The sequence below is a fragment of the Bordetella tumulicola genome (assembly GCF_965138755.1).
Classification (GTDB): Bacteria; Pseudomonadota; Gammaproteobacteria; order Burkholderiales; family Burkholderiaceae_B; genus Bordetella_A; species Bordetella_A tumulicola.
In genome coordinates this window covers 95,171-120,047 of the sequence record NZ_CBCSFP010000006.1, presented here as the reverse complement: position 1 = coordinate 120,047, position 24,877 = coordinate 95,171, and the positions used below count along the sequence as shown (strand labels likewise).

Annotated in this window: 24 protein-coding genes; 8 read left to right on the top strand and 16 right to left on the bottom strand. The window is 59.3% G+C overall.

From position 1 onward, the window contains the following. Positions 1–77 precede the first annotated feature (77 nt). The 5 genes from ACNAZS_RS16275 to gtdA all read right to left on the bottom strand — a co-directional run bounded on the left by ACNAZS_RS16275 (position 78) and on the right by gtdA (position 4,825). Positions 78–1,076 carry a Bug family tripartite tricarboxylate transporter substrate binding protein gene (locus ACNAZS_RS16275; protein WP_415791140.1) on the bottom strand — a complete coding sequence of 333 codons (999 nt, stop codon included), beginning with the start codon at positions 1,074–1,076 and terminating at the stop codon, positions 78–80. An 83-nt stretch (positions 1,077–1,159) separates the two neighbouring features. Continuing rightward, on the bottom strand, positions 1,160–2,383 hold the full coding sequence (locus ACNAZS_RS16270) for a 3-hydroxybenzoate 6-monooxygenase (protein WP_415791138.1): 1,224 nt from the start codon (positions 2,381–2,383) through the stop codon (positions 1,160–1,162). A 25-nt stretch (positions 2,384–2,408) separates the two neighbouring features. Then, on the bottom strand, positions 2,409–3,044 hold the full coding sequence (gene maiA / locus ACNAZS_RS16265; protein WP_415791458.1) for a maleylacetoacetate isomerase: 636 nt from the start codon (positions 3,042–3,044) through the stop codon (positions 2,409–2,411). Continuing rightward, positions 3,044–3,745, bottom strand: coding sequence for a fumarylacetoacetate hydrolase family protein (locus ACNAZS_RS16260; protein ID WP_415791136.1), 702 nt, complete (start codon positions 3,743–3,745; stop codon positions 3,044–3,046). The genes maiA and ACNAZS_RS16260 overlap by 1 nt, the downstream gene beginning before the upstream one ends. Positions 3,746–3,772: 27 nt before the next feature. Continuing rightward, positions 3,773–4,825, bottom strand: coding sequence for a gentisate 1,2-dioxygenase (gtdA, locus tag ACNAZS_RS16255; RefSeq protein WP_415791134.1), 1,053 nt, complete (start codon positions 4,823–4,825; stop codon positions 3,773–3,775). 122 nt (positions 4,826–4,947) lie between these two features. On the opposite strand from gtdA, the gene ACNAZS_RS16250 reads away from it, so the two are divergent. Continuing rightward, on the top strand, positions 4,948–5,886 hold the full coding sequence (locus ACNAZS_RS16250; protein WP_415791132.1) for a LysR substrate-binding domain-containing protein: 939 nt from the start codon (positions 4,948–4,950) through the stop codon (positions 5,884–5,886). A gap of 59 nt (positions 5,887–5,945) precedes the next feature. Here ACNAZS_RS16250 and ACNAZS_RS16245 read toward each other — a convergent pair whose 3' ends face one another. The 3 genes from ACNAZS_RS16245 to ACNAZS_RS16235 are packed head-to-tail and all read right to left on the bottom strand — an operon-like array spanning position 5,946 to position 8,106. Further along, complete coding sequence (locus tag ACNAZS_RS16245) at positions 5,946–6,722, bottom strand: AzlC family ABC transporter permease (protein ID WP_460475301.1); 777 nt, start codon at positions 6,720–6,722, stop codon at positions 5,946–5,948. Positions 6,723–6,750: 28 nt separating this feature from the next. Then, on the bottom strand, positions 6,751–7,050 hold the full coding sequence (locus ACNAZS_RS16240) for an AzlD family protein (RefSeq protein WP_415791130.1): 300 nt from the start codon (positions 7,048–7,050) through the stop codon (positions 6,751–6,753). A gap of 57 nt (positions 7,051–7,107) precedes the next feature. Further along, positions 7,108–8,106: a TRAP transporter substrate-binding protein gene (locus ACNAZS_RS16235; RefSeq protein ID WP_415791128.1), complete on the bottom strand. Its 999-nt coding sequence runs from the start codon at positions 8,104–8,106 to the stop codon at positions 7,108–7,110. Positions 8,107–8,218: 112 nt separating this feature from the next. Here ACNAZS_RS16235 and ACNAZS_RS16230 point away from each other — a divergent pair, with 112 nt between their 5' ends. Beyond that, positions 8,219–9,202 carry a Bug family tripartite tricarboxylate transporter substrate binding protein gene (locus ACNAZS_RS16230; protein WP_415791126.1) on the top strand — a complete coding sequence of 328 codons (984 nt, stop codon included), beginning with the start codon at positions 8,219–8,221 and terminating at the stop codon, positions 9,200–9,202. Between the two features lie 12 nt (positions 9,203–9,214). Here ACNAZS_RS16230 and ACNAZS_RS16225 read toward each other — a convergent pair whose 3' ends face one another. The 4 genes from ACNAZS_RS16225 to ACNAZS_RS16210 form a co-directional block, all read right to left on the bottom strand. Further along, on the bottom strand, positions 9,215–9,898 hold the full coding sequence (locus ACNAZS_RS16225) for a nitroreductase (protein ID WP_415791124.1): 684 nt from the start codon (positions 9,896–9,898) through the stop codon (positions 9,215–9,217). Between the two features lie 77 nt (positions 9,899–9,975). Beyond that, positions 9,976–10,395 carry a PaaI family thioesterase gene (locus tag ACNAZS_RS16220; RefSeq protein ID WP_415791122.1) on the bottom strand — a complete coding sequence of 140 codons (420 nt, stop codon included), beginning with the start codon at positions 10,393–10,395 and terminating at the stop codon, positions 9,976–9,978. A gap of 110 nt (positions 10,396–10,505) precedes the next feature. Beyond that, a complete protein-coding gene (locus ACNAZS_RS16215; RefSeq protein WP_415791454.1) occupies positions 10,506–12,578 on the bottom strand; it encodes a TonB-dependent siderophore receptor in 2,073 nt (690 codons plus the stop codon). A 320-nt stretch (positions 12,579–12,898) separates the two neighbouring features. Beyond that, the gene (locus tag ACNAZS_RS16210; protein WP_415791120.1) at positions 12,899–15,079 is read right to left on the bottom strand and encodes a malate synthase G; all 2,181 of its coding nucleotides are present in this window, start codon (positions 15,077–15,079) and stop codon (positions 12,899–12,901) included. Positions 15,080–15,305: 226 nt separating this feature from the next. Here ACNAZS_RS16210 and glcC point away from each other — a divergent pair, with 226 nt between their 5' ends. After that, positions 15,306–16,067, top strand: coding sequence for a transcriptional regulator GlcC (gene glcC, locus ACNAZS_RS16205; RefSeq protein ID WP_415791118.1), 762 nt, complete (start codon positions 15,306–15,308; stop codon positions 16,065–16,067). 100 nt (positions 16,068–16,167) lie between these two features. Here the strand turns inward: glcC and ACNAZS_RS16200 are convergent, their stop codons facing one another. The 4 genes from ACNAZS_RS16200 to ACNAZS_RS16185 form a co-directional block, all read right to left on the bottom strand. Beyond that, complete coding sequence (locus ACNAZS_RS16200; RefSeq protein ID WP_415791116.1) at positions 16,168–16,560, bottom strand: DUF4148 domain-containing protein; 393 nt, start codon at positions 16,558–16,560, stop codon at positions 16,168–16,170. A gap of 225 nt (positions 16,561–16,785) precedes the next feature. Continuing rightward, positions 16,786–17,202, bottom strand: a complete 417-nt coding sequence (locus tag ACNAZS_RS16195) for a DUF1090 domain-containing protein (protein ID WP_415791115.1) — start codon at positions 17,200–17,202, stop codon at positions 16,786–16,788. A gap of 36 nt (positions 17,203–17,238) precedes the next feature. Beyond that, positions 17,239–18,162 (bottom strand): 4-hydroxybenzoate octaprenyltransferase, encoded by a 924-nt coding sequence (gene ubiA / locus ACNAZS_RS16190; RefSeq protein WP_415791452.1) that lies wholly within the window; start codon positions 18,160–18,162, stop codon positions 17,239–17,241. 76 nt (positions 18,163–18,238) lie between these two features. Continuing rightward, the gene (locus ACNAZS_RS16185; RefSeq protein WP_415791113.1) at positions 18,239–19,438 is read right to left on the bottom strand and encodes an aminotransferase-like domain-containing protein; all 1,200 of its coding nucleotides are present in this window, start codon (positions 19,436–19,438) and stop codon (positions 18,239–18,241) included. A 127-nt stretch (positions 19,439–19,565) separates the two neighbouring features. Here ACNAZS_RS16185 and ACNAZS_RS16180 point away from each other — a divergent pair, with 127 nt between their 5' ends. The 5 genes from ACNAZS_RS16180 to ACNAZS_RS16160 all read left to right on the top strand — a co-directional run bounded on the left by ACNAZS_RS16180 (position 19,566) and on the right by ACNAZS_RS16160 (position 24,817). After that, entirely contained in the window at positions 19,566–20,051 is a 486-nt protein-coding gene (locus tag ACNAZS_RS16180; RefSeq protein WP_415791111.1) for a GAF domain-containing protein, read from the top strand. 164 nt (positions 20,052–20,215) lie between these two features. Further along, positions 20,216–20,992 (top strand): sterol desaturase family protein, encoded by a 777-nt coding sequence (locus tag ACNAZS_RS16175; protein ID WP_415791109.1) that lies wholly within the window; start codon positions 20,216–20,218, stop codon positions 20,990–20,992. Between the two features lie 4 nt (positions 20,993–20,996). Beyond that, positions 20,997–21,902 (top strand): fatty acid desaturase, encoded by a 906-nt coding sequence (locus tag ACNAZS_RS16170; protein WP_415791108.1) that lies wholly within the window; start codon positions 20,997–20,999, stop codon positions 21,900–21,902. A gap of 18 nt (positions 21,903–21,920) precedes the next feature. Next, a complete protein-coding gene (locus ACNAZS_RS16165) occupies positions 21,921–23,864 on the top strand; it encodes an iron-containing redox enzyme family protein (RefSeq protein ID WP_415791107.1) in 1,944 nt (647 codons plus the stop codon). Positions 23,865–23,866: 2 nt separating this feature from the next. Beyond that, positions 23,867–24,817, top strand: coding sequence for a DUF6999 family protein (locus ACNAZS_RS16160; RefSeq protein ID WP_415791105.1), 951 nt, complete (start codon positions 23,867–23,869; stop codon positions 24,815–24,817). Positions 24,818–24,877: the final 60 nt, after the last annotated feature.

The window sequence follows — 24,877 nt, the reverse complement described above, 5'->3', positions numbered from 1 at the left end:
CGGCGAGTCGCTCGGTCGACAGGCCTTGGTGGCCACAGCGTGCCGAGCCGCTTTGGACAGTTGCTGAAGTGGAATTTCTAATCCAGACTGATTTTTGCGTTCCCGATCAACCCCTTGTACGTGTCTGATTTTTCATCAAGTCGCTTGCGCAGTTCGCTTAATGGCCAGGTCAGCGGCTCGAAGGCAAACGTATCGAAGCGTTTGCGAATGGCCGGATCGGCGAGAATCTTGGTGACGTCGGTGTAGATCTTGTCGCGCACCTCGTCGGGGATGCCTTTGGGCGCGAGCAGAGACACGATGGAGTTGACGTCTAATTCTGCGGGGCCGCCGGCTTCGGCGACGGTGGGGACGTTGGGGTATTGGACGCTGCGTTGGGGGGCGGCGATGGCCAGGTAGCGCAGCTTGCCGCTGTCATAGACCGGGCGCGTGGAGGGGATGGTGCCAAAGGCCCAATCGACCTCGCCGTTGGCGACGGCGGTGTAGAGCTGGCTGACCTCTTTATAGGGCACGTGGACCATTTTGGTGTCGGTCAATGTGCTGAGCCATTCACCACCGAGATGCCCGGGGCTGCCGACAAACCAGGAGCCGTAGGTAACGGTATCGGGCTTGGCTCTCGCCGCGCTGACCAGATCGGTGATGTTTTTCCAGGGCGATTTGTCGCCGACGGCGATCATGAACGGAGTGTAGAAAAGCGGCGCGACCAGGTCGAACTTTTCCAGTGTGACGTAGTTGCGTGACTTGTACAGATGCGGCAACGCGGAGACGTGCTCGCTGTCGAGTTGCAGCAGGGCATAACCATCGGCAGGTAATTTACCGACAGCGGATAGGGCGATGAAACCGCCACCGCCGGGGCGATTTTCGACGACAACGGACTGCTTCCAGACTTTGCTGAGCTCTTGGCTCAAGATACGCAGCACGACGTCGGGGCCGCTGCCCACGGAAAACGCGGTGTACAGCGTCACGGTTTTGGTTGGGAAAGGGGTGGTTTGTGTGTTGGCGGCGTGTGCTGCGCTGCCTGCCACGAGCGCCGAAGCGAGGGCACCCGCAAGGAATAGGCGGCGAGAAGGGGATAGCATGAGTTGTCTCCGTTATCTGTCGTTATGGTGTGCCGCGGGGTTAATGCTTCACGGATGCTTCCGGTGTGTGGGGCAGTGTTCGGTTAGCGTGATGCAGGCGCCTGGTGTTTGATGCCTTGCATGCAGTTCTGGGCATTCCAGCCATACAACCACTGCAAGCCGTCGTAAAAGCGCGTTTGGGTGGCATCTTTCCACAAGGCGTTGCGCACGGTGCGTTCGACGCCTTTGGCGTGATAGATGCGACCCATCTCGCGCGTCGACCACACGACGCGCGCGCTGCGCGGGATACGCAGGGATTCGTACAGTTTGAAAGCGGCAGGAAGGTCGCCTTGGCACTGGGCGACGGCCTGCCCCAGCGTGACGGCATCTTCGAGCGCCATGCACGCGCCCTGTGCCATGTATTGCGACATGGGGTGTGCCGCGTCGCCTAGCAAGGTCGCGCGCCCGAAGCTCCATTGCTCGACAGGCTCGCGGTCGGCCGTGGCCCATCGGCGCCACGATGTGGGACGATCCAGCAGTTGTGCGGGTCGGGAGTGTATGCCTTGAAAGTACGACAGCACTTCTTCTTTGCTGCCGTCGCGAACACCCCACTCTTCTTGTTCGCGGCTATGAAAGGTGACGACGAGATTGTACTGTTGGCCGCCGCGCAGGGGATAGTGCACCAGATGACAGCGTGGGCCGGCCCAGAGCACGGGAGCGTTGATACGCAGGTCTTCGGGCATGTTGTCGCGTTCGACGACTGCGCGATACACCACATGGCCGGTCACACGTGGTTCGTCGCCGATCAGGTGCTGGCGCACGACCGACTTGACGCCATCACAGCCAATCACGACATCGGCACGGTAGCTGTTGCCTTGGGTATCGATCACCTCGGCATGCGCGTCGGTCTGTACAAAACGGTCGATTTGCGTGGAGGTGTGGAACGATATCAGCGGATCATTGCGCACGCCCTCGAGAATCGAACCGTGAATGTCGGCGCGATGGATGACGGCGTAGGGTCCATTGAACCGGTCGCGAAACGCCGTACCGGTCTCGATGCGCACGATTTCGGTGTTGTCCACCGCATCCATCATGATGATGTGATCGGTAAAAACGGCGCGTTGTCGGGCAATGTCGCCCACGCCCAACGCATCCAGTGCCGCGAAAGCATTGGGACCGAGTTGTATGCCCGCGCCAATCTCGCCGATCTCTGCGGCCTGCTCTAGCAGTTGGACTTGGATGCCTTGTCGTGTCAGCGCCAGCGCGGCGGCCAGGCCGCCGATACCGCCGCCCACCACGATGGCGCTTTGGGGCCTTGTGGTTGTCATGGGGGTCTCCTGCCGTGAGTCGCGATTAGGCGAAATCGGGTTGCGCGCTGGGCGCAGCCTGGACAAATGCGGGCTGTTGCTGGCAATGCGCGTGCACGGCCAGGGCGCGAGGAAAGGCGGAGAGATCGCAACCCATTCGCTGTGCATTGGCGATTTGCGGTACCAGACAGCAATCGGCCACGGTGGGGGCGTCGCCAAAGCAGTACGGGCCGCCGCCGTGTTGCGCGAGCAGGTCCTCGACCATCATCATGCCTTCGTGTATCCAGTGCTTGTACCAGGTGTCTTTTTGCGCCGCACTGACACCCAGCTCGTCTTGCAGGTAGCGCAGGATGCGCAGGTTGTTCACGGGATGAATGTCGTTGGCGATGGCGTTGCTGAGTTCAAGTACGCGGGCGCGTAAAGGTTGTTCGAGGGGAATCAACCGGGTTTCGGGATACTGAGTATCCAGGTAATCGATGATGGCCATGGACTGTCCCAGCGTTAGTTCGCCATCACGCAGCAGCGGTACGCCGCGCGACGGATTCAGCGCTTCGTAGTCGGCGTTGCGGTGCTCGCGTGCGCGAATATTGACCCCGGTGTAATCGTGCGGCAGTCCCTTGAGTGCCAGGGCAATGCGTACCCGATACGAGGTCGAGCTATTGAAGAAGCTATACAGTTGCATCACGACGTCACCTTGACCTGAAGCGTGCCGAGTCCGTCGATGCCGCCTTGCATCAGATCGCCGGTGACGACGGGGCCGACGCCTTCGGGCGTGCCGGTATAGATCAAATCACCCGCTTCCAGGCGGAAGTAGCGTGACAGGTAGGCGATCGTTTCCGCGACGGACCAGATCAGTTTGTCGACATTGCTTTCTTGTTTGGTTTGGTCATTGACCTTGAGCCAGATGTTGGCATGATGAACGTCATCGACCTGTGAAGCGGGATAGAGGGGAGCGATGGGGCCGCTCTGGTCGAAGGCTTTGCCCAGCTCCCAGGGACGGCCGGCCTCGCGCATTTTCATTTGCAGATCGCGACGCGTCATGTCCAGGCCGACGGCATAGCCCCAGACGTGCTCCAGAGCCTGCTCTGCCGAGATATTGGCACCGCCTTTGCCGATGGCCGCGACCAGTTCGATTTCGTAGTGATAGTTGGCGGTTTCGCCGGGATAGGCCAGCTCTAGTGTGTTGCCTTCTGCGACGGGCACGATGGCGTCGGCGGGCTTGCAGAAAAAGAACGGGGGTTCGCGGTCCGGATCAAAACCCATTTCGCGGGCATGCGCAGCGTAGTTACGGCCCACGCAGTACACACGGCGTACGGGAAATAAATCTTGGCTGCCGACCACGGGAATACCGACCGGCGATTGCGGGGTGATGACGTAAGACATGCGTGTTTCCTTGGAAAGAAAGTGTCGTTATTCGCGCGACTCGCGCCATAGGCCGAGCACGGCCTGTACGGGGCGGTCCGAGTAGCTAAAGAGCACGGCGTCGTTCAAGGCTGCGAGTTGCACGGGCACCCATGAGGGCACGACAAAGACGTCGCGGGGTCCAAACGGAAATTCCTGATCGCCGATGCGTGCGGTGCCGCGCCCTTCAACCACGCTATAGATGGTCGAGTCGGTGCTGCGATAGGTGCGGCCCTGAAAACCCGCGGGCAAGAACTGCATGAAGGTCGCCATGGTGGGCATGGGATAGCCCCCCGTGGCCGGATTGACGTAGCGCAGCTTGACGCCGTCCCACGCGTCGAGTTCGCCGTGGCGGTACAACTGATCCAGGGCTTCCCGAGTGCGGGCATAGGGATAATTGAAGATGGGCGACGTGCTGGCCTGAGGGGCTTCGTGGCGTACGGGCAGCATGTTGTAGCCGTAGCGCGCTGTGCTGTCGCCTTCGGGTCGCGTCACGGGCTGTGCCGCCTCCGGATAGTTCTCTGCAAAGCCAGCATCCAGCGATCGGATGAGCGGGATGTCCAGGCCATCGAGCCAGACCACGGGTTCGCCGCCGTCGACGACCTCGGCGTTACCATGATCGTGCCAAGTCCACGACGGCGTGATGATGAAGTCGCCGGGGCGCATGGTGGTGCGCTCACCGTTGACCGCGGTATACGCGCCGCTGCCTTCCACAATAAAACGCAGGGCGGATTGAGTATGGCGGTGGCTGGGGGCGATTTCCCCGGGCAGGATCAGTTGCCAGCCGGCATACAGCGTTTTTGTGATACTGGACTCGCCAGGCAGGCCGGGGTTTTCCAGTATCAATACGCGTCGCACGGCTTCTTCGGCGGTGATGAGTTCACCGGAGGCCATGATATCGGCGCGCATGTCGTCGTATTTCCAAAGGTGCGGCACACACTGGGGTGTGGGTGCTTTAGGAACGAGCGTGTGCAGGGATTCCCAGAGTGGGCTGAGATGTTTGGTCGCAATACGCGCGTAGTAATCCGCGCGTGCGTCGCTAGACGAAGTTCCGTCGGCCATAATTGTCTCCCACCGGTAAGTCGGCTGTATTCGGTATGGAAACTATTATGGCCATCAAGATATGTTAAAAAAAATGATATTTTTATATTATCTATACGAAAAAACATATATATGGAGGGGGCATGGACTGGACACACCGGCTGCGGCTGCGTCACGTAAAAATGCTGCTAAGTTTGGCGCAGACCCGAAATATCAGTCATTCGGCGGTCATTCTTAATACGACTCAGCCTGGCCTGTCGAAGTGGCTGAAGGACCTTGAGGAAGACATCGGCCTACCGCTGTTTGAACGCCACGCGCGGGGGCTGCAACCGACACCTTATGGCGAGGTCTTGATTGCCCATGCGCAGCGCATCAACGCGCAACTGGATCGGGCCAGTAGTGATATGACCGCGTTGCGAGAGGGGGGGAGCGGCAGGGTCGTCATTGGAATGAGCGGCGTCGCCGCATCGGATACTGCACCGTTGGCGATCACCCGGTTGCTCGCACGTATGCCCCGGGCCAAGGTAAGCCTGGTCGAAGGCACGACAGATCATTTGACGGGGCAGTTGGTGCAGGGGGAGCTGGATGTCGTGCTCGGACGTGCCGCGCCGGAGTTTGGCGATTCGGCGCTGGAGATGGAGTCCTTGTTTTTCGACACGATCGATCTGGTGGTTCGACCGCGCCATCCCTTGCTGGATGTGAAGAAGCTGGATTGGCCAGACTTGCATGCCTATCGTTGGATTGTGTGGCCCAAGGGGGCACCTATTCGCAACGCCATGGACCGTGCGTTGGCCGAGGCCGGTCAGGCGCTGCCGCGTGACACGCTCGAGACCAATTCGGTCACCGCCAATCTGACGTTGCTGAACAATAGCGACATGATCGGCGCGGCGTCTCATCGGTCTGCTTTACGTCTGGCACAGATGAATGCGATCAGGATCCTGCCCATACGTCTGTCGGGCTTTGGCGCGGTGGCGATGTATTGGCGCAAGGACGGTTTTATGCCGCAGGCGGTGCAATGGGCCATGGAGTGCTTGCGAGAGGTCGTCGCCGAGTACAGTGCTACACGCGTGGACAAACGATAACGGGCATCCGTGAGTAGCTGCGCTTGCCGGTCATCAAGGTTTTGCGATACCGGCTGACCCTAGGCCTTGGATGCGGGTCGTGAGGGTTTTGGCATGGGCGGCCACACGAGCGCCGCCAGTATGCCGGCTGCCGCGCCGGCCGGCACGTACCAGGCTCCCGGTACCAGTTTGTTGGTGAGTGCGGCCACGAGCAGGCTGACCAGCCAAGGCCAGGCACGCCCCAATCCGCGCCACATGCCACGCAGCATGACAAGGAACACGGCTGGGAACGCCATGTCGAGTCCGTAGAGTTCCGGCTGGCCCAACAGCGGGCCCAGAATGGCGCCCAGGGTCGTACAACTGACCCAAGCCACGTAGAACACGAGCGATGAGCCCATGTAATAGGCCAGACTGAATGCGGGTCCGATACCCTGTTCGGTGCGTCGCCGGATATCGGCCATGGACAGGGCCCAAGAGGCGTCGGTCATCAGGAACAGCGCCGGCAACACTTTGCGTTTGGGCAGGTGGTGCAGAAAGGGGGTGAGCGCGGCGCTCATGACCAGCATCCGGCTATTGACCAGAAAGGTTACTGCCATGATCAGCAGGAAGTGTGGGGGGAAAGTCCACAGGCCCAGGGCGGCGAACTCTGAGCCGCCGGCGAAGTTCAGGCCAGTCATGAGGGGCACTTCGAAGGGGGTGAGCCCTGTGTGTGCAGCCTGTGCGCCCAGTACCAGGCCGAAGGGGATGATGCCGAACAGCATCGGTAGGCTAGCCGTGGCGCCGGCACAGCATTGCGTCCAGGTGGTGGACCGGCCGAGTGTTTGCGCGTTGGCGCGATGGAGGTTTGGGACGTTCATTCGTGGGTGGTGGCTGAGGTCGGGGGCATCAAGCTAACAAGTGGCGCAGCAGCGCGGCACTACCCACGCCGATGACGACGGTGGCCAGCAGTGGCAAGCGCATGGCGGCGGCCACGGTACACGCGAGCGCGATTAGATCGGCAGGCTGATCGGACACGAAGACCGGCGCGATGACGGAGATCAGGACGCAACCAGGGGCCGCCTCCAGCACCGCCATCGCGCGCGGGCTGAGGCTGCGGTTACGCAGCAGGATGTAGCCACCGATGCGAGCTAGGTAGGTGACGCTGGCCATCAAGAGGATGGCCAGCAAGTTGGCGGGGTCGATCATTAAGGGCCTGTCAGCAAAACGAGGATCAACGCTCAGTGTAACGACAGATGGAGGCAGTCAGGTGCCGGTCTTTGACAAGCAGCTTGCCTCTTTTTCCGAAAGATTGTTGGCCTTCAGCCACGCTTTCGTTTCATCATCGCCGGCCTGTTTCAGGGACTTCATGATGGAATCAGAGGGGGTGGTGTTGAGCGTCATCTTATGTTCGCGCATACGGGCGTAGTTAGCCTCGATGCGTTGCTCCACACCCGCCCACGAGGCTGCGGAGACTTTCTCTGCTGCTTGCGTGAGAATGGCCTGTTGATCGGAACTGAGTTGATCCCAGGCATCACGATTGATGATGGTGTAGCTCAGAGGGATGGAATAACTGACTGCGGTGAAGTTGGGCAGATGATCCCAGAGTTTTCGGCCCGCACCGCCATCGCCGGAAGTGAGGACAGCGTTAACCTCGCCGGCAGCCAGTTTTTCGGCCAGGGCGGAATAGGGCAACGCGACGCTTTGTGCACCCAGACGTTCGAATACAGTTTTGCTGGTGGTGTCGTAGGTCCTGATTTTCAGGGCCTTGACGTCGGTGTCGTTGGCCAAGGGGGTGACCGACCAGATCCCCGAGGGTGGCCACGGGGTGACATAGAGCAGATGCGCCCCTAGCGCCTTGACGCGTTCTTGCAGGGCGGGCTCGGCGCAGCTGTACAGGGCATGGGCCTGCTTGAAGTCTTTGGCCGCAAAGGGCAGCGACGACAGCAGGAACAGCGAATCCTTATTGCCCAGAACCCCCCCGAATAGTGTGCCCATCAGGTCCTTTTCCTTGATGACGGCATTGACCTGCTCAGCGCCTTTGTAGGGGTTTTGTTTTTCCTGCAGAGTTTCGACCTTGATCGTGCCCTTTGATTGCTCATTGACGGCAGCGGCGAACTGAAGGTCGGCAGCGGCCGTAATGGACGTCGCGGGGTATTCGTTGATCAATTTCAGGGTCGTTTGTGCCCAGGCACAGGGCGATATGGCGACGGACGATATCAAGATGGCACGGATCAGCGTGTTGCAACGATGGTGGCACGTCATGGTTGTTCCCCTTGTTTTGATTGATTAGGTTGTGTGGAGCTTTGCTTGTAGCACCGGGCGGACGACAACGGGTAGTATGTTCACACTAAAAAATAATCATACGGAGATATCTATGGATCGCAGAAATTTCTTGCAGGTCGCAGCAGCAGGTGTCGCAGGCGCTACGCTGTCCGGGTGGGTCCACGCGCAGGCGGTTCATTGGCCGAATGGGCCGATAAAGCTGGTCGTGCCCTTTCCGCCTGGCGGGGGCACTGATACGGTATCGCGCTTGGTAGCCGAAAAGCTGAGCGCATTGAAACAGTGGCAGATAATCGTTGACAACCGTCCTGGCGCGGCAGGCAATATTGGCCTGGATCAGGCCGCCAAAGCCAAGCCTGATGGCTATACCCTGGCGATGGCGCAAACGTCCAACATGGCAATTAACCCGTGGCTGTATTCGAAGCTGCCGTTTGACCCCTTGACGGATCTGACGCCGATCGTTGAGGTTTGCGCGCAGCCTGTGGTGTTGGCGGTGCGCAGCGAGTCGCCCTTTCAAAACCTGGTGGACTTTATCGAGGCGGCCAAGAAAGAACCCGGCAAGTACACCATGGCGCAAGCCGGGATGGGTACCGTAGGCCATTTGGCGGGGGAAATGTTGGCGCGCGCTGCGGGCATCGAGGTCGTGCAGGTGCCATACAAGGGGGCGGGAACAGGGATGACCAATTTGGTCGGCGGACAGATCGATACCTATTTTGGCAGTGCGTCATCGGTGATGTCGCAATTGCAGGCAGGCAAGGTGCGGGGCATCGCAACGACGTCCGCCAAGCGTTTGGCGGCACTGCCGAATGTGCTGACCGTGGCCGAACAAGGCTACCCGGGTTTTGAGGCGACGACGTGGCTGGGATTGGTGGGGCCGGCCGGATTGCCCGACGATATTGTCAAGGTGGTCAATGCGGCTGTCGTGGACGCCATGGCGGACAAATCGGTGCAAGAGCGACTCGAGGCCGAAGGCAATGAGCCGCAGGCGGGAACGACACAGGCGTTTGCACAGTTTATTCGCAGCGAACACGAAAAGTGGGGCAAGGTCGTTCGCGACGCCAAAATCAAGATCAGCTAGTGGGCCCTGCAGCTACGCATCATGAAAGGTGGTGAATTCGTCGACCGGTACACGGGTGGTGCGGTATTGGTTGACGGGTTCGTTTAGGTCTTGATAGCCCATCGATATGCCGCAAACGACGATCTCGTCATCGGGAATGCTTAAGTGTTGTTTGACGATGTCTGGATAGTTGGCCAGCGCTGCCTGTGGGCAGGTGTCCAGGCCACAGCCACGTGCCATGATCATGACGTTCTGTAAGAACATCCCGTAATCCAGCCAACTGCCTTTATCCATGTCATTGTCGATGGTGAAAAGCAGTACGCAGGGCGCGTCAAAGAATTCAAAATTGCGAGCATGCTGGCGCATCGAAGCGTCGCGGTCGCCTTTTTGGATGCCCAGCAGGCTGTACAGGCCCCAGCCGGTTTTGCGTCGCCGTTCCAGGTAAGGGTCGCGCCAGGTGACGGGGTAATACTGGTACTCGCGACGGTCGGGTTCGCCGCGAACATGAGCCTGCACGAGCGCCTGGGATAGGGCGTCGCGACGTGCGCCTGTGACGACGTGCACTTTCCAAGGTTGAATGTTGCTGCCGCTGGGTGCACGCGAGGCTGCCTCTAGGATGCGGCGAATCAGATCGGTGGGTACGGGCTTGGGTAGAAAGCCACGTATGCTTTGGCGCGAGACGATAGCCTGTTCGACGGCGTGCTGTACATCGTTCATCACATGCTCCGAGAAACCTCGGCCTTTATGCCGGGGAAGAAAGGGGCACAGCCGTTAGGCTGCAGGATTGGTCGTAATTAGATGACGGTTGCGGGCGTCTCTGCGGTCAGGCGAGGGCCGCCGTATTTGAATGAGCCCTGTGCCGAGGCCAGAATGCGACCATCGGGGGCGGTGACTTCGGCGCGCGAAAAGTAAATCTTGCGGCCCCGGCCGGTTACGGTACCCGTGGCGAGGACTTCGCCGCTCTTGATCGAGCCGATGAAGTTGATGGCCAGCGAGATGGTGACGGAGTGGTTCTGTTCGGTACTGTCCGGATCAATACCCGCGTAGCCACAGGCGGCATCCAACAAGGCACAGACCACGCCGCCTTGCAGCGCGCCCTGGCGGTTGAGATGGCTGGGTTGTAGCGCCATGCGGATGGCGACTTGGCCGTCGCCCCAGCTTTCAATCGTGGCGCCCAGTGAATGCAGAAAAGGATTGTCTTCGAAACGGCTCATGTGACGGTAGCGACTCGCAACGGTAGTGAAAGAGAACTTTGGTGTGTCGTTGCTGATAATAACGTTGACTGGCAGTTCTTGCCGGAGATGTCTCCATCTCCGGCAAGTATTCAAAACGCGATGCTGGCGCTCAGGCTATAGGTACGAGGGTCGCCCGCCTTGACGTAGTTTTCGGATTGAAACAGCCAATAGCGCTTGTTGGTCAGGTTGTTGATCCCCGCGCGAAAGGTGGTGTTGTAGCCGTAGATGCGCGTGTCGTACGTGGCGCCGATATTGACGATGGTGTAGTCATCCACGTTGATGTTGTTCGACGCATCCAGCATGGTCGCACCGGTGTACTTGGCATCCGCGCGTAGTTTCAAACCCGGCAATTGCGGTACGTCATAGACGATTTGTGTCGCAGCGATGAATTTGGGTGCGCCCGCGACGCGGTTGCCGGTATGGGCCACGCCCTTTTTGTACTCGGTATCGAGCAGCATGATGCTGCCGCCAACGTTCCAGTTTCTGGCGACGCGGGCCGATGCGCCGAGTTCCAGGCCTTGGTAAATGGACTCACCGTCTTGGACGAGCTCGTTGTTGGTGTTGGTGTATTCGGATTTTTTTTCGATCCGGAATAATGCGGCCGTCGCGGCCCAGTCTGTGTTTTCTGTCTTGATGCCGAGTTCGTACTGTTTGCTCTTGAGCGGACTGAGCAGGGCGCCGCGGTTTTCGTAGATGTTGCCGACGACGGAGCCGGGTTCCAGGGATTCGATGTAGCTCGCGTACGCCATGGTTTGTGGCGTGAAGTTGTACATCAATGCCACGGTCGGGGTCAGTACGCCGTCTTTCGTATAGCGCGAAGTCTGCGTACCCGCCGGGTCATAACTGCGTTGTTCATAATCTGTGTAACGCAGCCCACCCAGTATCGACCAGCCGCCGGTCAAGTCGATGGTATCGCTCGCAAACACCGCCTTTTGCGTGATGTCCGCGGCGCGGTACAGATCTAGTTGGCCTTGACTGTAGTAAGTGTTGGTGTTCTGTTCGTACAGGTTGCCGGTCCCCTCTAGCTGGTACACGCCGTTAGAGCTGTAGTCGTTCTTTTGCTTTTGCCACGAGGCGCCGAATACGACTTGATGCTTGAGCGGGCCGGTGTTGAACTTGCCCTCGACCATGGCCTCCCATTGGTTATAGGAATAGGCCTCGCCGTAGTCCGAACGAAAATCGTCGTAGTCGCCGTCACCATTGGTCAGCGCCAGCACGCCTTCGTTGCGGCGAGTGCGGGTAGAGTTATAGGTGTAGTGTGTGCTGACGTTCCAGTTGTCGTTCAACTGATATTTTAGACCGGTGGAATAAAAGCGGAACGCGTTGTCGACATAGAGCCCCGGGCCTTCCAGATTATTGTTGTCGGCGCGGATGGGCGAGGGCAGCGACGTGCCAGACATACCGGCCGCCGTAATGGTGGCGTCTTGACCGATGGATTTACGGTCTTGGTAGATCGACTGAAAATCCCAGGTCAGTTTGTCTGTCAGGCGGGCATCCAGCGCCAGCGAGACCGAGTCACGATAGAGTGAACCATCGTTATACGTGGTGCCTTCTTCGTGCGTGGCATTGAGCCGGTAGCCAAACCGGCCATCGTCGCCGACTCGCCCGCCGAGGTCTGCGGACTCGCGCAGCAGGCCCTTGGAGATATAGCCGAGGGTAATGCTGCGCACGGGTTCGTCGGTCGGTTTCTTGGTCACGTAATTCAGCAGCCCGCCGGGCGCGCCGAATCCATACATGAAACCCGATGCGCCTTTTAGCAGGTCGATGCGCTCGAATTGCTCGTAGGGCAAGGTCGTGACATAGCTGACAAAGGGCTTGCCGTCGATACGGAAGGAATTTTGCCAATCTAGTGGCAGGCCGCGCACTGTCAGGTAGCTGGCCCAGGCGCCGCTGGATGAACTGTTGTCCGATACCGAGGCATCCAGGGCAAACACGTCCCCGAGTTTGGAAACCTGGCGATTTTCGATTTCTGTCGCGGTGATGACAGCGCTGGAGAAGGGTGTCTCTAGTTGGCTGCGGCTGCCCAATGCGCCGGCATTGACCGGGGTCTGCAGGTGTTCCAGATCATCGAATGCGTCCGCTGCAATGGTGACGGTCGGCAACTGCGCCACATCCTGCGTACCGGATGGGGTGGATTGGGCATGGGCGCAGGTCGTGTACATGCCGGCCAGGGCAAGTGCGAGGACGGAGGGAAGAACGGTAAATTGCGCACCAGACAGTGCGGGGCATATCCGAGAGGAATTTGAGCAAGCCACGTGGACGGTTCCAGAGGAAAGGAGCAAATCCGCAGTTGTATTACAAATACAACTGATTCTCAATGGCTTTTAACTATTGAAACGATCTTTGCTTTTTCTGAACGCGTCGTCCAGCAGCGCGGTACCTGAATTTGACAGGGTACCAATGCCGTTGCTCGGCCTTGCGCGGTGTGTTGGCGGGGATGACCGCAGTACGACTGCGGTCATCCCCGCTATGGCCAGATTTCTTAGTGTGCGGCCGATTGGGCCTTGTACGTTTGGCGATAACGATGCAACAACGGCTCCGTGTAGCCGTTAGGCTGCGTCAGCCCTTCGAAGACCAACGCGCTGGCAGCCTGGAAAGCGATGGAGGTATCGAAGTGGCCCGCCATCGGCTGATACAAGGGGTCGTTGGCGTTTTGTTGATCGACGACCTTGGCCATGCGCTGCAGCGTTTCTTCGACCTGCTCGCGCGTGGCGATTCCGTGGTGCAACCAGTTGGCGATGTGCTGGCTGGAAATCCGTAGCGTGGCGCGGTCTTCCATGAGGCCGACGTTGTTGATGTCGGGGACTTTGGAGCAACCGACGCCTTGATCGATCCAACGGACGACGTAGCCCAGGATGCCTTGTGCGTTGTTTTCCAGCTCGCGACGGATGTCGTCGGCAGTCCAGTCGGCGGGATTGCCGACCGGTACGCTCAGCAGCCCGTCGAGCAACTCGTCATGCACGCTAGCGAGTTTGGTGCCTTCAAGATGCTGTTGCACGGCGGCGACGTCGACTTGGTGGTAATGCAAAGCATGCAGTGTGGCGGCGGTTGGCGAAGGTACCCAGGCGGTATTTGCGCCGGCTTTGGGGTGACCGATTTTCTGTTCGAGCATGGCGGCCATCAGATCAGGCATGGCCCACATGCCTTTGCCGATCTGCGCACGGCCACGCAGGCCGCAATCCAGGCCCACGAGCACATTGCTGCGCTCATAAGCCGCGATCCAGGCACTGGCCTTCATATCGCCCTTGCGCATCATGGGGCCGGCTTGCATCGTGGAGTGCATTTCATCGCCAGTGCGATCCAGGAATCCGGTGTTGATGAAGGCAACACGTCCAGCCGCGGCGGCAATGCAGGCCTTGAGGTTGAGGCTGGTGCGTCGCTCTTCGTCCATGATGCCCATCTTGATCGTATGGCGCGGCAGGCTGAGCAGGTCTTCGACGCGATCAAACAGTTCATTGGCAAAGGCGGCTTCGGCCGGACCGTGCATTTTTGGTTTGACGATGTAGATGGAGCCCTTGCGCGAATTCCGCTTGTGAGTGCGATCGGGTAGCGCCGTCAATGTGGTGAGCACGGCATCCAGAATGCCTTCGGGAATCTCGTGGCCGTTGGCGTCCAGGATGGCCGGGTTGGTCATCAGATGACCCACGTTGCGCACGAACAGCAGTGAGCGGCCGTGTAATGTCAGTGTGCCGCCGTCAGGCTTGCGGTATTCGCGGTCGGCATTCATGCGCCGGGTAAAGGTCTTGCCGTTTTTGGTGACTTGTTCGGTCAGGTCGCCTTTCATCAGGCCAAGCCAGTTGCGGTAGATCTGTACCTTGTCGTCCGCGTCGACGGCGGCGACGGAGTCTTCGCAGTCCATGATAGTGGTGAGTGCGGCTTCGACGACGACGTCTTTGACGCCCGCCGCATCGGTAGCGCCGATCGTGTGCGTGCGGTCGATCTGGATCTCGACATGCAGGCCATTGTTCTTGAGCAAGATGGCCTCAGGGGCTGCGTCTTCGCCCACGACACCCGCGAATTGGGCGGGGTTTTTCAGGCCGGTTTCGCCTTGCGGCAGCGTGGCGGCCAGTTGGCCGTTTTTGACGAGATAGGCCGTGGCGTCAGCGTGTGAGCCCTGTGCCAGTGGCGCTGCTTCGTCGAGAAATGCACGGGCGCGGGCGATGACGGCCTGCCCGCGTTGCGGGTGATATCCATTGCCCGTATCGCCAGGCGTGGCGGCAATGGCATCGGTACCATACAGCGCGTCGTACAGGCTGCCCCAGCGCGCGTTGGCGGCGTTTAACGCATAACGGGCGTTGGACATCGGCACCACCAGTTGCGGACCGGCTTGCTCGGCGATTTCGGCATCGACATTGGATGTCGTGGCCTGCACGCTATCCGGCGTGGGCAGCAGATAGCCGATTTTTTCCAGAAAAGCGCGATAGGCGCGCAGGTCGCGAACGGGGCCGGGGTTAGCGCCATGCCAGGTGTCGAGCTCGACTTGCAGGCGGTCGCGCTCGGCCAGCAGCGCGCGGTTGCGGGGCGCCAAGTCGCGCACGAGGGCGGCAAAGGCGGGCCAGAAATCCCCGGAGGCAATGCCGCTGGCGGGCAGGGCTTCGTTTTCGATGAATTGGTGCAGGACGGTGGCCACTTGCAGGCCGTCTTGTTCAATACGTTCAGTCATGCGGATCTCGGCAAAAAATCAGAGGCGGGCGCAACCAGCGCGGTAAGGCTACATCATCGGGGCTGCGGACTAAGCTGTCTATAACTTGGCCCGCTGGTCATACCAGTTTATTTTGTGTGAATTTGCGGAGTTATCTATTTTTATGGTTTTATTTCAATTGCTTGACCGAGATAGGCATACAGAAGGTCTGCCTGTTCTTCATCCGGTCATACCAGTGGATCCAGATATGGAAATAGAAACTGCGGCGAGCCGCCAAGTCGCCGACGTCGTGGCCGAACGCATTGAACGCTTGATTATGGATGGGGTGCTCAAGGCGGGGCAGGCATTGCCGTCTGAACGCCGTTTAACGGAAAAGCTGGGGGCATCGCGCACGGCGTTGCGCGAAGGACTGAAACTCTTGCGCGCGCGCGGCATCATTCGTACCGAGCAAGGCAAGGGTTCGTTCGTGGCGCCGATTTCACAGGTGAATGCGGGGCCGTTGCTGCACCTGTTTCATTCTCAGCCACGTACGCTGTATGACTTGCTGGAAGTCCGCGCGCTGCTTGAGGGCGAGTCGGCGCGCCTGGCGGCGATCCGAGGGACGGAGGCGGACTTCATTATGATCCGGCGCCGCTATGAGGCCATGATTGATGCACACGGCCAGGATACGGATATCGCCACCCATGCTCATCTGGATCATGCGTTTCATCTGGCGGTGTGCGAGGCCTCGCATAATCCGGTGCTGACACATACCTTGCAGTCGCTGACGGATCTGATGTTGGGATCGGTGTTCGCCTGCGTGAATAATCTCTATCACCGTCAACCCCACAAGCAGCAGATCGATCAGCAGCATGCGGCCGTGTTCACCGCCGTGACGGCACGTTTGCCAGACCAGGCACATCAGGCAGCGACTGATCACGTTAATCGCGTGCGGCAAAGCCTGGGTGAGATCGAGCAGGAAGAACAGCGTCTGGTACGGGCGACCTTACGCCTGGAGGGGTGGACGTAAGCGTTTCCGACTGTTCGCTGCATCGGGCGTAGAAGCACAAAAGCCTCCCGAAGGAGGCCTCTGTGCCGGGGGAGGAGAGGGGTTCCCCCGATCGGGATGATCAGCTATGGGACGGCGGATAGTCCAGGTCACCGGACGAGTATTGGCCTGATGCCTTGGCTTGTGCCAGTTCGGCTCGCACTTGGGCGTGGGTCAGTTCGCTAGTTTGGCCCGAGATCTGGACGGGGTAATCTTGTTCGCCGTAGGTCACGATGCCGGCGGCTTTGGCTTGTGCCAGTTCTTCCTGGACTTGGCTGCGGCTGACGTTCGTGGTGTCTGCCGTGACCGTTGGGGGATAGTCCAAGTCACCAAAGCTGTATTGGCCAGAGGCCTTGGCCTGGGCCAATTCGGCTTGTACTTGTGCGCGAGTCAGCGATTGCGAACTCGTATCCGCGGCTTGGGCTCCGGTGATGACACCCAAGGATAGCAAGAGGGTAGTAGCGAGGGTCTTCATGGCAGATCTCCAGTTTTGTCTTGGGATCTCGACCCCTGCGTTTAATTTCGAGGGGGTCGATTGTTTCCCGTTGAAGACATTCTGTGCCTGTTGGAGATTAGGATAAACCCTTATTTTTGGAAAAAATAATTCCAAATAAACAAATAATCCGTCTGTTTCCGTGACAACGGGTTGGTTTTTACCCCTAATAGAGGGTCGGCGCAGGGGCCGTGCGCCTAGCCGTGCTTAGCGCTGTAGCGCGTCTTCGGCGTCCTGCAAGTCGGCTTGTGCTTCTTCGAGTTTGCGTTGAGCTTTGGTGATTTTGTCTTGTTTGCCCTTGCTGCGTGCCTCGGCGAGCTCTTCTTCGCGTTCCTGGACTTCTTCTTTGCGCTCGTCGATGGCTTGCAGCCGATCTTTGCGCAGGGACTCATCCGTGCAGGAGTCGCGGGCTTCGGACAGGGCGCGACGCAGACCGGCTTCGCGTCGAGTATTGCCATTGGCCTGCGCGGCCGCAATGTCGTTTTCGATGTGGCAGAATTTTGCCGCGCAACTACGCAATGTGCTGCATTCTTGAATGGCGGGAGGTGCCGCTTGGACGGTCAGGGTCGGCGTAATCAGGATAGCCGCAGCGAGCAATTGATGGCGTAGGGGTAGGGCGAGCATGGCGACTCCTGAAGGTGGGTGCCCTCTCCCAGGGCGTTAAATCAGTGTACCGGCTAACGCAGCTGCGATGAGCAGGGCACCGGTCCAGAGATTGGCGCGAAACAGCATCAGGCTGCGGGCTGGTCGTTGCAGATCAAAGATATACAGCTGCCAGGCCAAGTGAGCCGCGACGACGGCGATACCGACTTGGTAGGCCCAGCCCAGGCCGATGTCATAGCCGCCCCAGGCCCACAAGGCAATCGTTGCGATATAAAAGCCGCTGACCCATTCCTTGCCACGATCGCCAAACCGCAATGCCGTGGAGCGCAGTCCAAGTTGCCGGTCGTCTCGCACGTCGATATAGGCGTAGATGCTGTCGTAGCCGACCTGCCACAGGACAGCGCCCAGCCACATCGCGATGCCGCCCCAGGGCAAGGTGTTTTGCGTATCCGACCAGGCCATCAGCATGCCCCAGTTAAAGCAGATGCCCAGCACGACTTGCGGCCAGTAGGTGACGCGTTTGCACAAAGGATAGATGAAGACAAACGGCAGCACCGCGACGGCCAGCCAGCGGCTCATGTCGTTGATGAAAAACAGCAGCGAGCCGCAGACGAGCAATTGGCCCAGTAAGAACCAGACCGCCTGGCGCATGCTGAGTTGCCCGCTGGTCAGCGGCCGGAAACGCGTGCGTTCGACGTGCTTGTCGATGTCGCGGTCGCACATATCGTTGACCGTGCAACCGATCCCGCGCATCAGTAGCGCACCGAGCGAAAACACGATCAATCGGCCCAGATCGGGCAAGCCACCCGCGGCCTGGATCAGGGCCGCGATGCAGGGCAGCAGTGTCAGCCAGGTGCCGATGGGTCGATCCAGGCGGCACAGGCGCGCATACGGGCGCCATGACCGCGGCAGCCAGTGTTCGACCCAGTCGTTGAAGACGATGTCGTTGAGATCGGGGGAGGAGGGTTGCGGCGCGCTCACCATAATGACAGTACGACGGGTAGGCGTGGATGTGAAAGGGGGATTGGGCGGCGGATCGTCCGCCACCCAGAAGAGGTCAAGCGTGCTGCTTTATCAGCTTGCCCAGGATGGCCATGCCTGATTTGATGCTGGCTTCGGGGACGGTGACAAAGCTCAGACGCAGGGTGTTGGTCTGGGGTGTGCCCGCGTAGAAAGGTTTGCCGGGGACAAAGGCCACGTTTTGTTCAATGGCCTGGGCCAGTAGCTGGGTGCTGTCGATGTGCTCGGGCAGGGTGACCCACAAGAACATGCCGCCTTCGGGTTTGGTCCAACTGACCGTGTCGGGGAATTCGTGCGCAAGGGCATCGAGCATGCAGCGGCCTTGTACGCGATAGATTTCGCGCACGATGGGCAGGTGTGCTTCGAGGAAACCGTCTTTCACTGCCTCGTAGACCGCCATTTGGGTCAGCGTGGGCGTGTGCAGGTCGGTGGCTTGCTTGGCTTGTACGAGCTTGTCGATGATGCTGCGGTGTGCCGCGATATAGCCCAGGCGCAGGCCCGGGGCCAGCACTTTCGAGAACGTACCCAGACGAATCACATTCGCGCCGCATGCGCTACCTAAGGCCAGCAGGCCGGGTTGCGGCTCGCCCGCGTAGCGCAGCTCACCGTAGGGGTCGTCCTCGACGATAGGCAGGCCGAATTCGGCAGCCTTTTGAACCAGCGCCATGCGGCGTTCCAGGCTCAGGGTGCGGCCCGTGGGATTCTGGAAATTGGGTAGCGCGTACAGAAACCGCGCGTCTGCGGCCAGTTCGGGGGTGATGGCCTCGGGAATCAGCCCACCCTCGTCAGTCGCGATCGGCACGTAGGTGGGTTGGTAAAGGCTGAAGGATTGCAGTGCGCCCAGATAGCTGGGGTCTTCGACCAGCACCTTGCTGCCTTCGTCGATCAGGACTTTGCCCAGCAGGTCCAGGGCCTGTTGCGAACCCGAGACGATCAAGATTTGATCGGGGGTGACGTCGGCGCCGTTACGATTCAGGTCTTCGGCGACCCATTTGCGCAGCGGTGCGTAGCCTTCGGTCGGCCCGTATTGCAAGGCAGACCGGCCATTTTCAACCAATACCTTGTCGAACGCCGCTCGTACGACTTCTACCGGAAAACCGCTGGGGGCCGGTAGGCCTCCTGCAAAAGAAATCACTTCGGGCCGTTCGGTGACCTTGAGGATTTCGCGGATGGCAGAGCTGGTGAGCTGTTGGGCGCGTTGGGAGAACGTGCACACGGGTTTGAAAGGCTGGTCCATGGGAAGCTTTGGCTGAAAGAACGGAAACAAGAATAAATATTGTCCCACAACGCCAGGGGAGAGACCCTGGTGCGGGGTGGTGGCTCTAAAATCAGTTCGTTAGAAAGTCACCTGTACAGTTACATTCATGTTCACCTCTACCGATTTGCCTACCCACGACAAGCCCCGCTTCTATGCCGAGTTGGCCGGCCAGGCTCGCGCGTTGTTGACCGATGAAACCGATCGCATCGCGAATGCTGCCAATTTCGCCGCGTTGGCCTACCAGGCCTTGCCACGCATTAATTGGGCGGGCTTTTATTTCTATAACGGCGAAGAGCTGGTGCTAGGGCCTTTCCAGGGCAAGCCAGCTTGCGTGCGTATCGCCCTGAACCGCGGTGTGTGCGGGTTGGCGGCCAGTCAGCGCCAGACTCAGGTCGTGGCCGATGTGCAGGCTTTCCCGGGGCATATCGCTTGCGATGCGGCGTCGCGCTCCGAAGTCGTGGTGCCGCTTGTGCTCAATGGTGAGTTGCTGGGCGTGTGGGACGTGGATAGTCCCGAGCCGGGACGTTTCGATGACGAAGACCGCCAAGGCATGGAGTCGCTATGCGCTGTTTTCCTGGAGAGTCTGGGTTGACGCGGGTGGGATGCGTCGGTTGAAGGCCGTGCCGGTCGGATGTTCCAGAGGGTGTGGCGACAGTCGGTGGCCCGACGTACGTGCGCGAATTCGTCACTGCACGCACAGGTTTATCATATTGCTATGATGCGGCCATCCCGAATGTCCCCGGAGCGGACTGCTAAATGGCGCATACTTTTGAATCGCTGACGGCGTGGCAGGTGATGCTGGCAGGCCTAGTGTTTTTCGGCGGCATTTATCTGTTGTTTGGCATAGCGACCTGGTTGCTGACACGCTATGTATTGCCGGCGTTGGGGTGGGGCGGTGTGCTGGATACACGCCCTCTGGTGCCAGGGCAGTTGCGCCGCGAGTTGACGCAATCGAGCGTGTCGATCCTGATCTTTGGTTTGGGCATGATCTTTCCCTGGGGCTTGTTGCAACTGGGGTGGGCGCATCTGGATCCCGATGCGGGCGGCTGGCAGATATTTCTGGAGATCCTGGTCCTCGTGGCCTGGAACGATGTGCACTTCTGGGTTAACCACCGGTTGCTGCACACCCGGTTGCTGCGACGCTTTCATTTGCCGCACCATCGTTCGGTGGTGACGACTCCGTTTTCGACTTATAGCTTTCATCCACTTGAAGCGCTGATGCTGGGCAATGTGATTTTGCTGCCCATGGTGTTGCACGATTTCAGCTTCTGGTCGCTGTTTTCGGTGCCGTTGTTCAGCTTGTTTTTTAACTGTGTGGGACACGCCAACTACGATTTTTTCCCACGCGTGTCATATGCGCACTGGTTTGCCGCCAGCCGCCGGCATCATCTGCATCATGCTTGCTACAACGGCAATTATGGATTCCAGTTCACGTTCATGGATCGGCTGTTTCGTACGCGTTTGCCGGCGGATGCGGCATCGGCCCAGTTAGCGATGGCGGGGCGACGCGGTGGTGTCGAGCGTAGCGTCTAACGCGATGTCGAGACCGACAGCGCGACGAGGGTGGCTCGCTTTGCGCAATGCGCGCGATGTGCAAAGCCTGGTTTATATGGCGGCATTGCCCGCGTTAGCCGCCTGGCAGTGGGTCTATGGCCTGAATGGGTTTTTATACGGCCTGATGTTGTTCCTGACATTGGGTATTGGCGTCGTCCATCACAACCATACGCACTTGCGCATGTGGCGCGGTCGCTGGACGAACCGCGCCACCGATATGACGCTGACGCTGCTGCAAGGCCATCCCACATTTGTGTTTTTTCCTGCCCATGCGGGAAATCATCATCGCTATCAGCATGGGCCGCGTGATCTGGCGCGTACTTATCGCTATGGTGGCGATACGAATCATCTTGCTGGCTATTTGCTGCACCCGTTTCAGGCGGCATGGACGTTGTATCCCTTGTTCTGGCGCTGGCTGGGTCGTTTGCGCCGATACCATCCCGGGGCCTTGCGGTATTGTCTGTGGCAGTACGCGGCGTGGCTGAGCTTGTGGGGGGGATTGTTGGTGCTCAATCCGGTCAAGGCGCTGGTGTTCGTGATCGTGCCTCAATTGCACGGGCTGCATTGGTTGCTGGCGACGAATTATCTGCAGCATGCCCACACCGATGGGGGGCCACAGCGTCTTGCGGCGTTAAGCTATGCACGCAATTTCGAGGGTTTGGTGAATCCATTGCTGTTCAACATTGGATTGCACACGGCGCATCATGAACATGGCCGGGCGCATTGGTCGGCACTGACGCAGTTGCACAAACAGCATTATCGTCACCGCGTAGATCGGAGGTTGATCGAGCGTGGGTTGGTGCCGTATATGTTGCGCGTCTTTGGGATGGCGTTGATTTGGCCGCGCTATCGCAGTCGTTCGCTGATGCAGCCAGAACATATTCACTAAAAATTGGGGATTTCCTTTATGCCTGTCGCCTTTGATCGCGTTTTCCTGGAAAGCGCCGGCTATTTCATGCCGGGCGAGCCCGTGACCAACGAGGAGATGGATCGGTATATCGCGCCGTTGAATCGCATATCGGGCCGTATCAAACAGCGCATCCTGGCTGAAAACGGCATTAAGCAGCGCTACTACGCCATTGACGACGCGGGCAATACGCGTTGGACGAACGCGGCCCAGGCGGCGCAGGCGATCAGTGATTGCTTGCGTCGACAAGACCGTGGCTTGGCGGAGGTATCGCTGCTGACTTGCGGTTCGTCCGGGGGCGATGCTTTGATGCCCGGCTTTGCCAACATGATTCAAGGTGAGTTGGCGGCGCCGCCGATGGAAACGTTGTCGGTACACGGCATCTGCGCGGCCGGCGTATCCGCGATCCAGGCGGCGGCGCAAGGAATTGAGCTGGGTGCGCATCATCGGGCGCTGGCCGTGGCCAGTGAGATGCCTTCGCGCTTATTCAAGCGTTCACGCTTTGCGGCACGTGATTATGACGCGGATTTTGATTCGCACTTTCTGCGGTGGATGTTGTCCGACGGCGCTGGCGCCGTGTTGCTGGGTAATAGCGGCGCTGCCTTGCCGGGCGCTTCGTCCGGTGTGCGATTGCGCCTGAAGTGGGTACATCAGCGCGCGTTCTCGGGAGACTATCCTGTCTGCATGCAGCTGGGCTTGCCGGCCGAGGGCGGGCAGGGGCATTTGGATTACGCGTCGTGGACCGAAGCCGAGGCGGCCGGGGCGCTGTCGTTACGGCAGAACATCCGTTTGTTGCCACATTTGTTCGACATCGGTATTCACGAGTACGTGACCCTGGTGCGCGATGGCTGGGTGGATCCTGAGCGCGTGGATCATTTCCTGTGCCATTACTCGTCAGAGAAATTTATACCCGTCGTTGCGGACTTGATGGAAAAGGCCGGGCTCGAGATTCCTCGCGAGCGCTGGTTCAGCAATCTGGCCTGGCGTGGAAATACGGGGGCAGCCTCGATCCTGATCATGCTGGCGGAGTTTCTCGAAACCCACACGTTGACCCCCGGACAGCAGGTGTTTTGCTATATCCCGGAATCGGGCCGCTTCATGACGGCGTATATGTTGTTGGAGGCAGAGGCGGTGGATACGCCATTGTCCGCCTGCGCGTCAACGGTGAGTCTTGGGGCAGTGAGTCCGGCATCGACGGCGTACGCCGCCGCGCGATTTAGCGATGACGCGCAGACCATTGCGCCGCCGCATGATCCCGACCAAGCGCCGCAGGGGCTGGGGCCGTTGCTGACCGAGCTGGCATCGATTTGGCATGACTACCGCTCGCGTGTCTGGCGCACGCCGGTAGTGCGACGCTTGCGCGACCGCCGCTTTGTGACGGCGGACTATCTGAACTGGATGGAGCACTGGATTCCCCAGGTGCGCGAGGGCAGCAAATGGATGCGTGAAGGCGCTGCGTCGCTTGGCGAGACCTATCAGACGTTGGCGGATTTGATTAGCGTGCATGCCGGCGAAGAACAGGACGATTTTCAGATTCTGTTTCGGGACTATCGCAATGCGGGCGGGTCGGTATCCAATATTGATGCGCTGCGCCGTAACCCCGGCGGTGAGGCGCTGAACGCGTATCTGCATGCGTTGGCGGCGACGAAGGACCCCGTTGGTTTGCTCGGCGCCATCTACATTATCGAGGGCACGGGGCAGCGCATCGTGCCGGCCTTGTTGCCGCTCTTGAAGGATAGCCTGGACTTGCCTCCCGATCGATTCCGGTTCCTCGAGTATCACGGGCATAATGACGAGCACCATTTGGCGCGATGGCTGATGGCCGTCGAGCTCGTACTGGACGCAGATGATCGCGGATTGGCCGAGCGCCGTATTGTCGATACTGCACGCCGTACCGCAGCCCTATATCTGATGCAATTCCATCACGTGATGGAGGTTGAGTAATCGTGAATCCTCGCACCCCCGAGTTTTTGACGCGCGAGCATGATCCGGCAGACCCCAGCCCTTGGCTGGCCTTGTATCTGGATCGCAGTACGCCGCTGCCCGATGCGGTGAAAGAGGCGTGGTTGGCGGATTCCAGCTGCAAGTCGCGACAGTACTTGCTGCCTTTTTTACGGCCCCTGGCGCGTGCGTTCATTATCCTGATCCAGGTCATCAAGACGTTTTTGCCGCGCAGATGGTCGCATTCGAAATTGCTGCATCGGGTCCTGGCATGGGGGTTGGAGCACTTTGTTTCGCCCGAGGCGAATTGGCTGATCTTGCGTCATTTTCATTTGGGTGCACAGGTGTTGTCGTTCATCGCGCGTAACGCGCCGGTGCCGGTATCGACGACGCCGCTCGAGCCGATGAGGATTTCGGATCTGAGGGACGAAATGTTCGTCAAACATGATCTGAATTTATTCAATTTCGTGATTCGTCTGAATAGTGCGTTGCGAGAAGCGGGCGTCGAAATGCACGCACCGGAGACAGTCGATTTTTCGATGATCCGTGATCCCGGCCTGAGCCTGGCGGATATGCCGCAGCGCAAACGTAATTTTCTGGATTTGCAAAGCGCGATCGAGTTGTTCACGCCGCTGTATCAGTTGATGTTGACCGACAATGATTTTTGGCGTGCTGCCAATTCGCTGCAGCTCGATGAAACGGTTGGGATCTATACCGCCCAGATTCTAGAGGCGCCACAACATCTGATTCTGGTGAACAACAAACACCCATTGGTGCCGCTGTCGACGCTGCGAGCCGGCTATCGTCTGGTGTTGCATGGCTTGTCGACCGAGATGCTGCACAGCCTCTTGATGCAATTCAAAAGCGAATCGATGGCGGCGTCGAAAACCCCAACGCAAACACAACCGGCCACACCACCCGAGACGACCGAACCGCCCCCGCCACCCTCGGTCTGATCGGCCCTGTGCGTGATAGGATAGCCAAGCCCATTTGCTGCCACCTCCCCAAGTTTCCCC

Coding starts and splice junctions, on each gene's coding strand:
- ACNAZS_RS16235 (WP_415791128.1), bottom strand. CDS start 8,106: ATGACGTGCCACCATCGTTGCAACACGCTGATCCGTGCCATCTTGATA.
- gtdA (WP_415791134.1), bottom strand. CDS start 4,825: ATGGCCGACGGAACTTCGTCTAGCGACGCACGCGCGGATTACTACGCG.
- maiA (WP_415791458.1), bottom strand. CDS start 3,044: ATGCAACTGTATAGCTTCTTCAATAGCTCGACCTCGTATCGGGTACGC.
- ACNAZS_RS16250 (WP_415791132.1), top strand. CDS start 4,948: ATGGACTGGACACACCGGCTGCGGCTGCGTCACGTAAAAATGCTGCTA.
- ACNAZS_RS16170 (WP_415791108.1), top strand. CDS start 20,997: ATGTCGAGACCGACAGCGCGACGAGGGTGGCTCGCTTTGCGCAATGCG.
- ACNAZS_RS16245 (WP_460475301.1), bottom strand. CDS start 6,722: ATGAACGTCCCAAACCTCCATCGCGCCAACGCGCAAACACTCGGCCGG.
- ACNAZS_RS16220 (WP_415791122.1), bottom strand. CDS start 10,395: ATGAGCCGTTTCGAAGACAATCCTTTTCTGCATTCACTGGGCGCCACG.
- glcC (WP_415791118.1), top strand. CDS start 15,306: ATGGAAATAGAAACTGCGGCGAGCCGCCAAGTCGCCGACGTCGTGGCC.
- ACNAZS_RS16215 (WP_415791454.1), bottom strand. CDS start 12,578: ATGTACACGACCTGCGCCCATGCCCAATCCACCCCATCCGGTACGCAG.
- ACNAZS_RS16175 (WP_415791109.1), top strand. CDS start 20,216: ATGGCGCATACTTTTGAATCGCTGACGGCGTGGCAGGTGATGCTGGCA.
- ACNAZS_RS16180 (WP_415791111.1), top strand. CDS start 19,566: ATGTTCACCTCTACCGATTTGCCTACCCACGACAAGCCCCGCTTCTAT.
- ACNAZS_RS16260 (WP_415791136.1), bottom strand. CDS start 3,745: ATGTCTTACGTCATCACCCCGCAATCGCCGGTCGGTATTCCCGTGGTC.
- ACNAZS_RS16195 (WP_415791115.1), bottom strand. CDS start 17,202: ATGCTCGCCCTACCCCTACGCCATCAATTGCTCGCTGCGGCTATCCTG.
- ACNAZS_RS16225 (WP_415791124.1), bottom strand. CDS start 9,898: ATGAACGATGTACAGCACGCCGTCGAACAGGCTATCGTCTCGCGCCAA.
- ACNAZS_RS16275 (WP_415791140.1), bottom strand. CDS start 1,076: ATGCTATCCCCTTCTCGCCGCCTATTCCTTGCGGGTGCCCTCGCTTCG.
- ACNAZS_RS16240 (WP_415791130.1), bottom strand. CDS start 7,050: ATGATCGACCCCGCCAACTTGCTGGCCATCCTCTTGATGGCCAGCGTC.
- ACNAZS_RS16165 (WP_415791107.1), top strand. CDS start 21,921: ATGCCTGTCGCCTTTGATCGCGTTTTCCTGGAAAGCGCCGGCTATTTC.
- ACNAZS_RS16270 (WP_415791138.1), bottom strand. CDS start 2,383: ATGACAACCACAAGGCCCCAAAGCGCCATCGTGGTGGGCGGCGGTATC.
- ACNAZS_RS16230 (WP_415791126.1), top strand. CDS start 8,219: ATGGATCGCAGAAATTTCTTGCAGGTCGCAGCAGCAGGTGTCGCAGGC.
- ACNAZS_RS16210 (WP_415791120.1), bottom strand. CDS start 15,079: ATGACTGAACGTATTGAACAAGACGGCCTGCAAGTGGCCACCGTCCTG.
- ACNAZS_RS16185 (WP_415791113.1), bottom strand. CDS start 19,438: ATGGACCAGCCTTTCAAACCCGTGTGCACGTTCTCCCAACGCGCCCAA.
- ACNAZS_RS16200 (WP_415791116.1), bottom strand. CDS start 16,560: ATGAAGACCCTCGCTACTACCCTCTTGCTATCCTTGGGTGTCATCACC.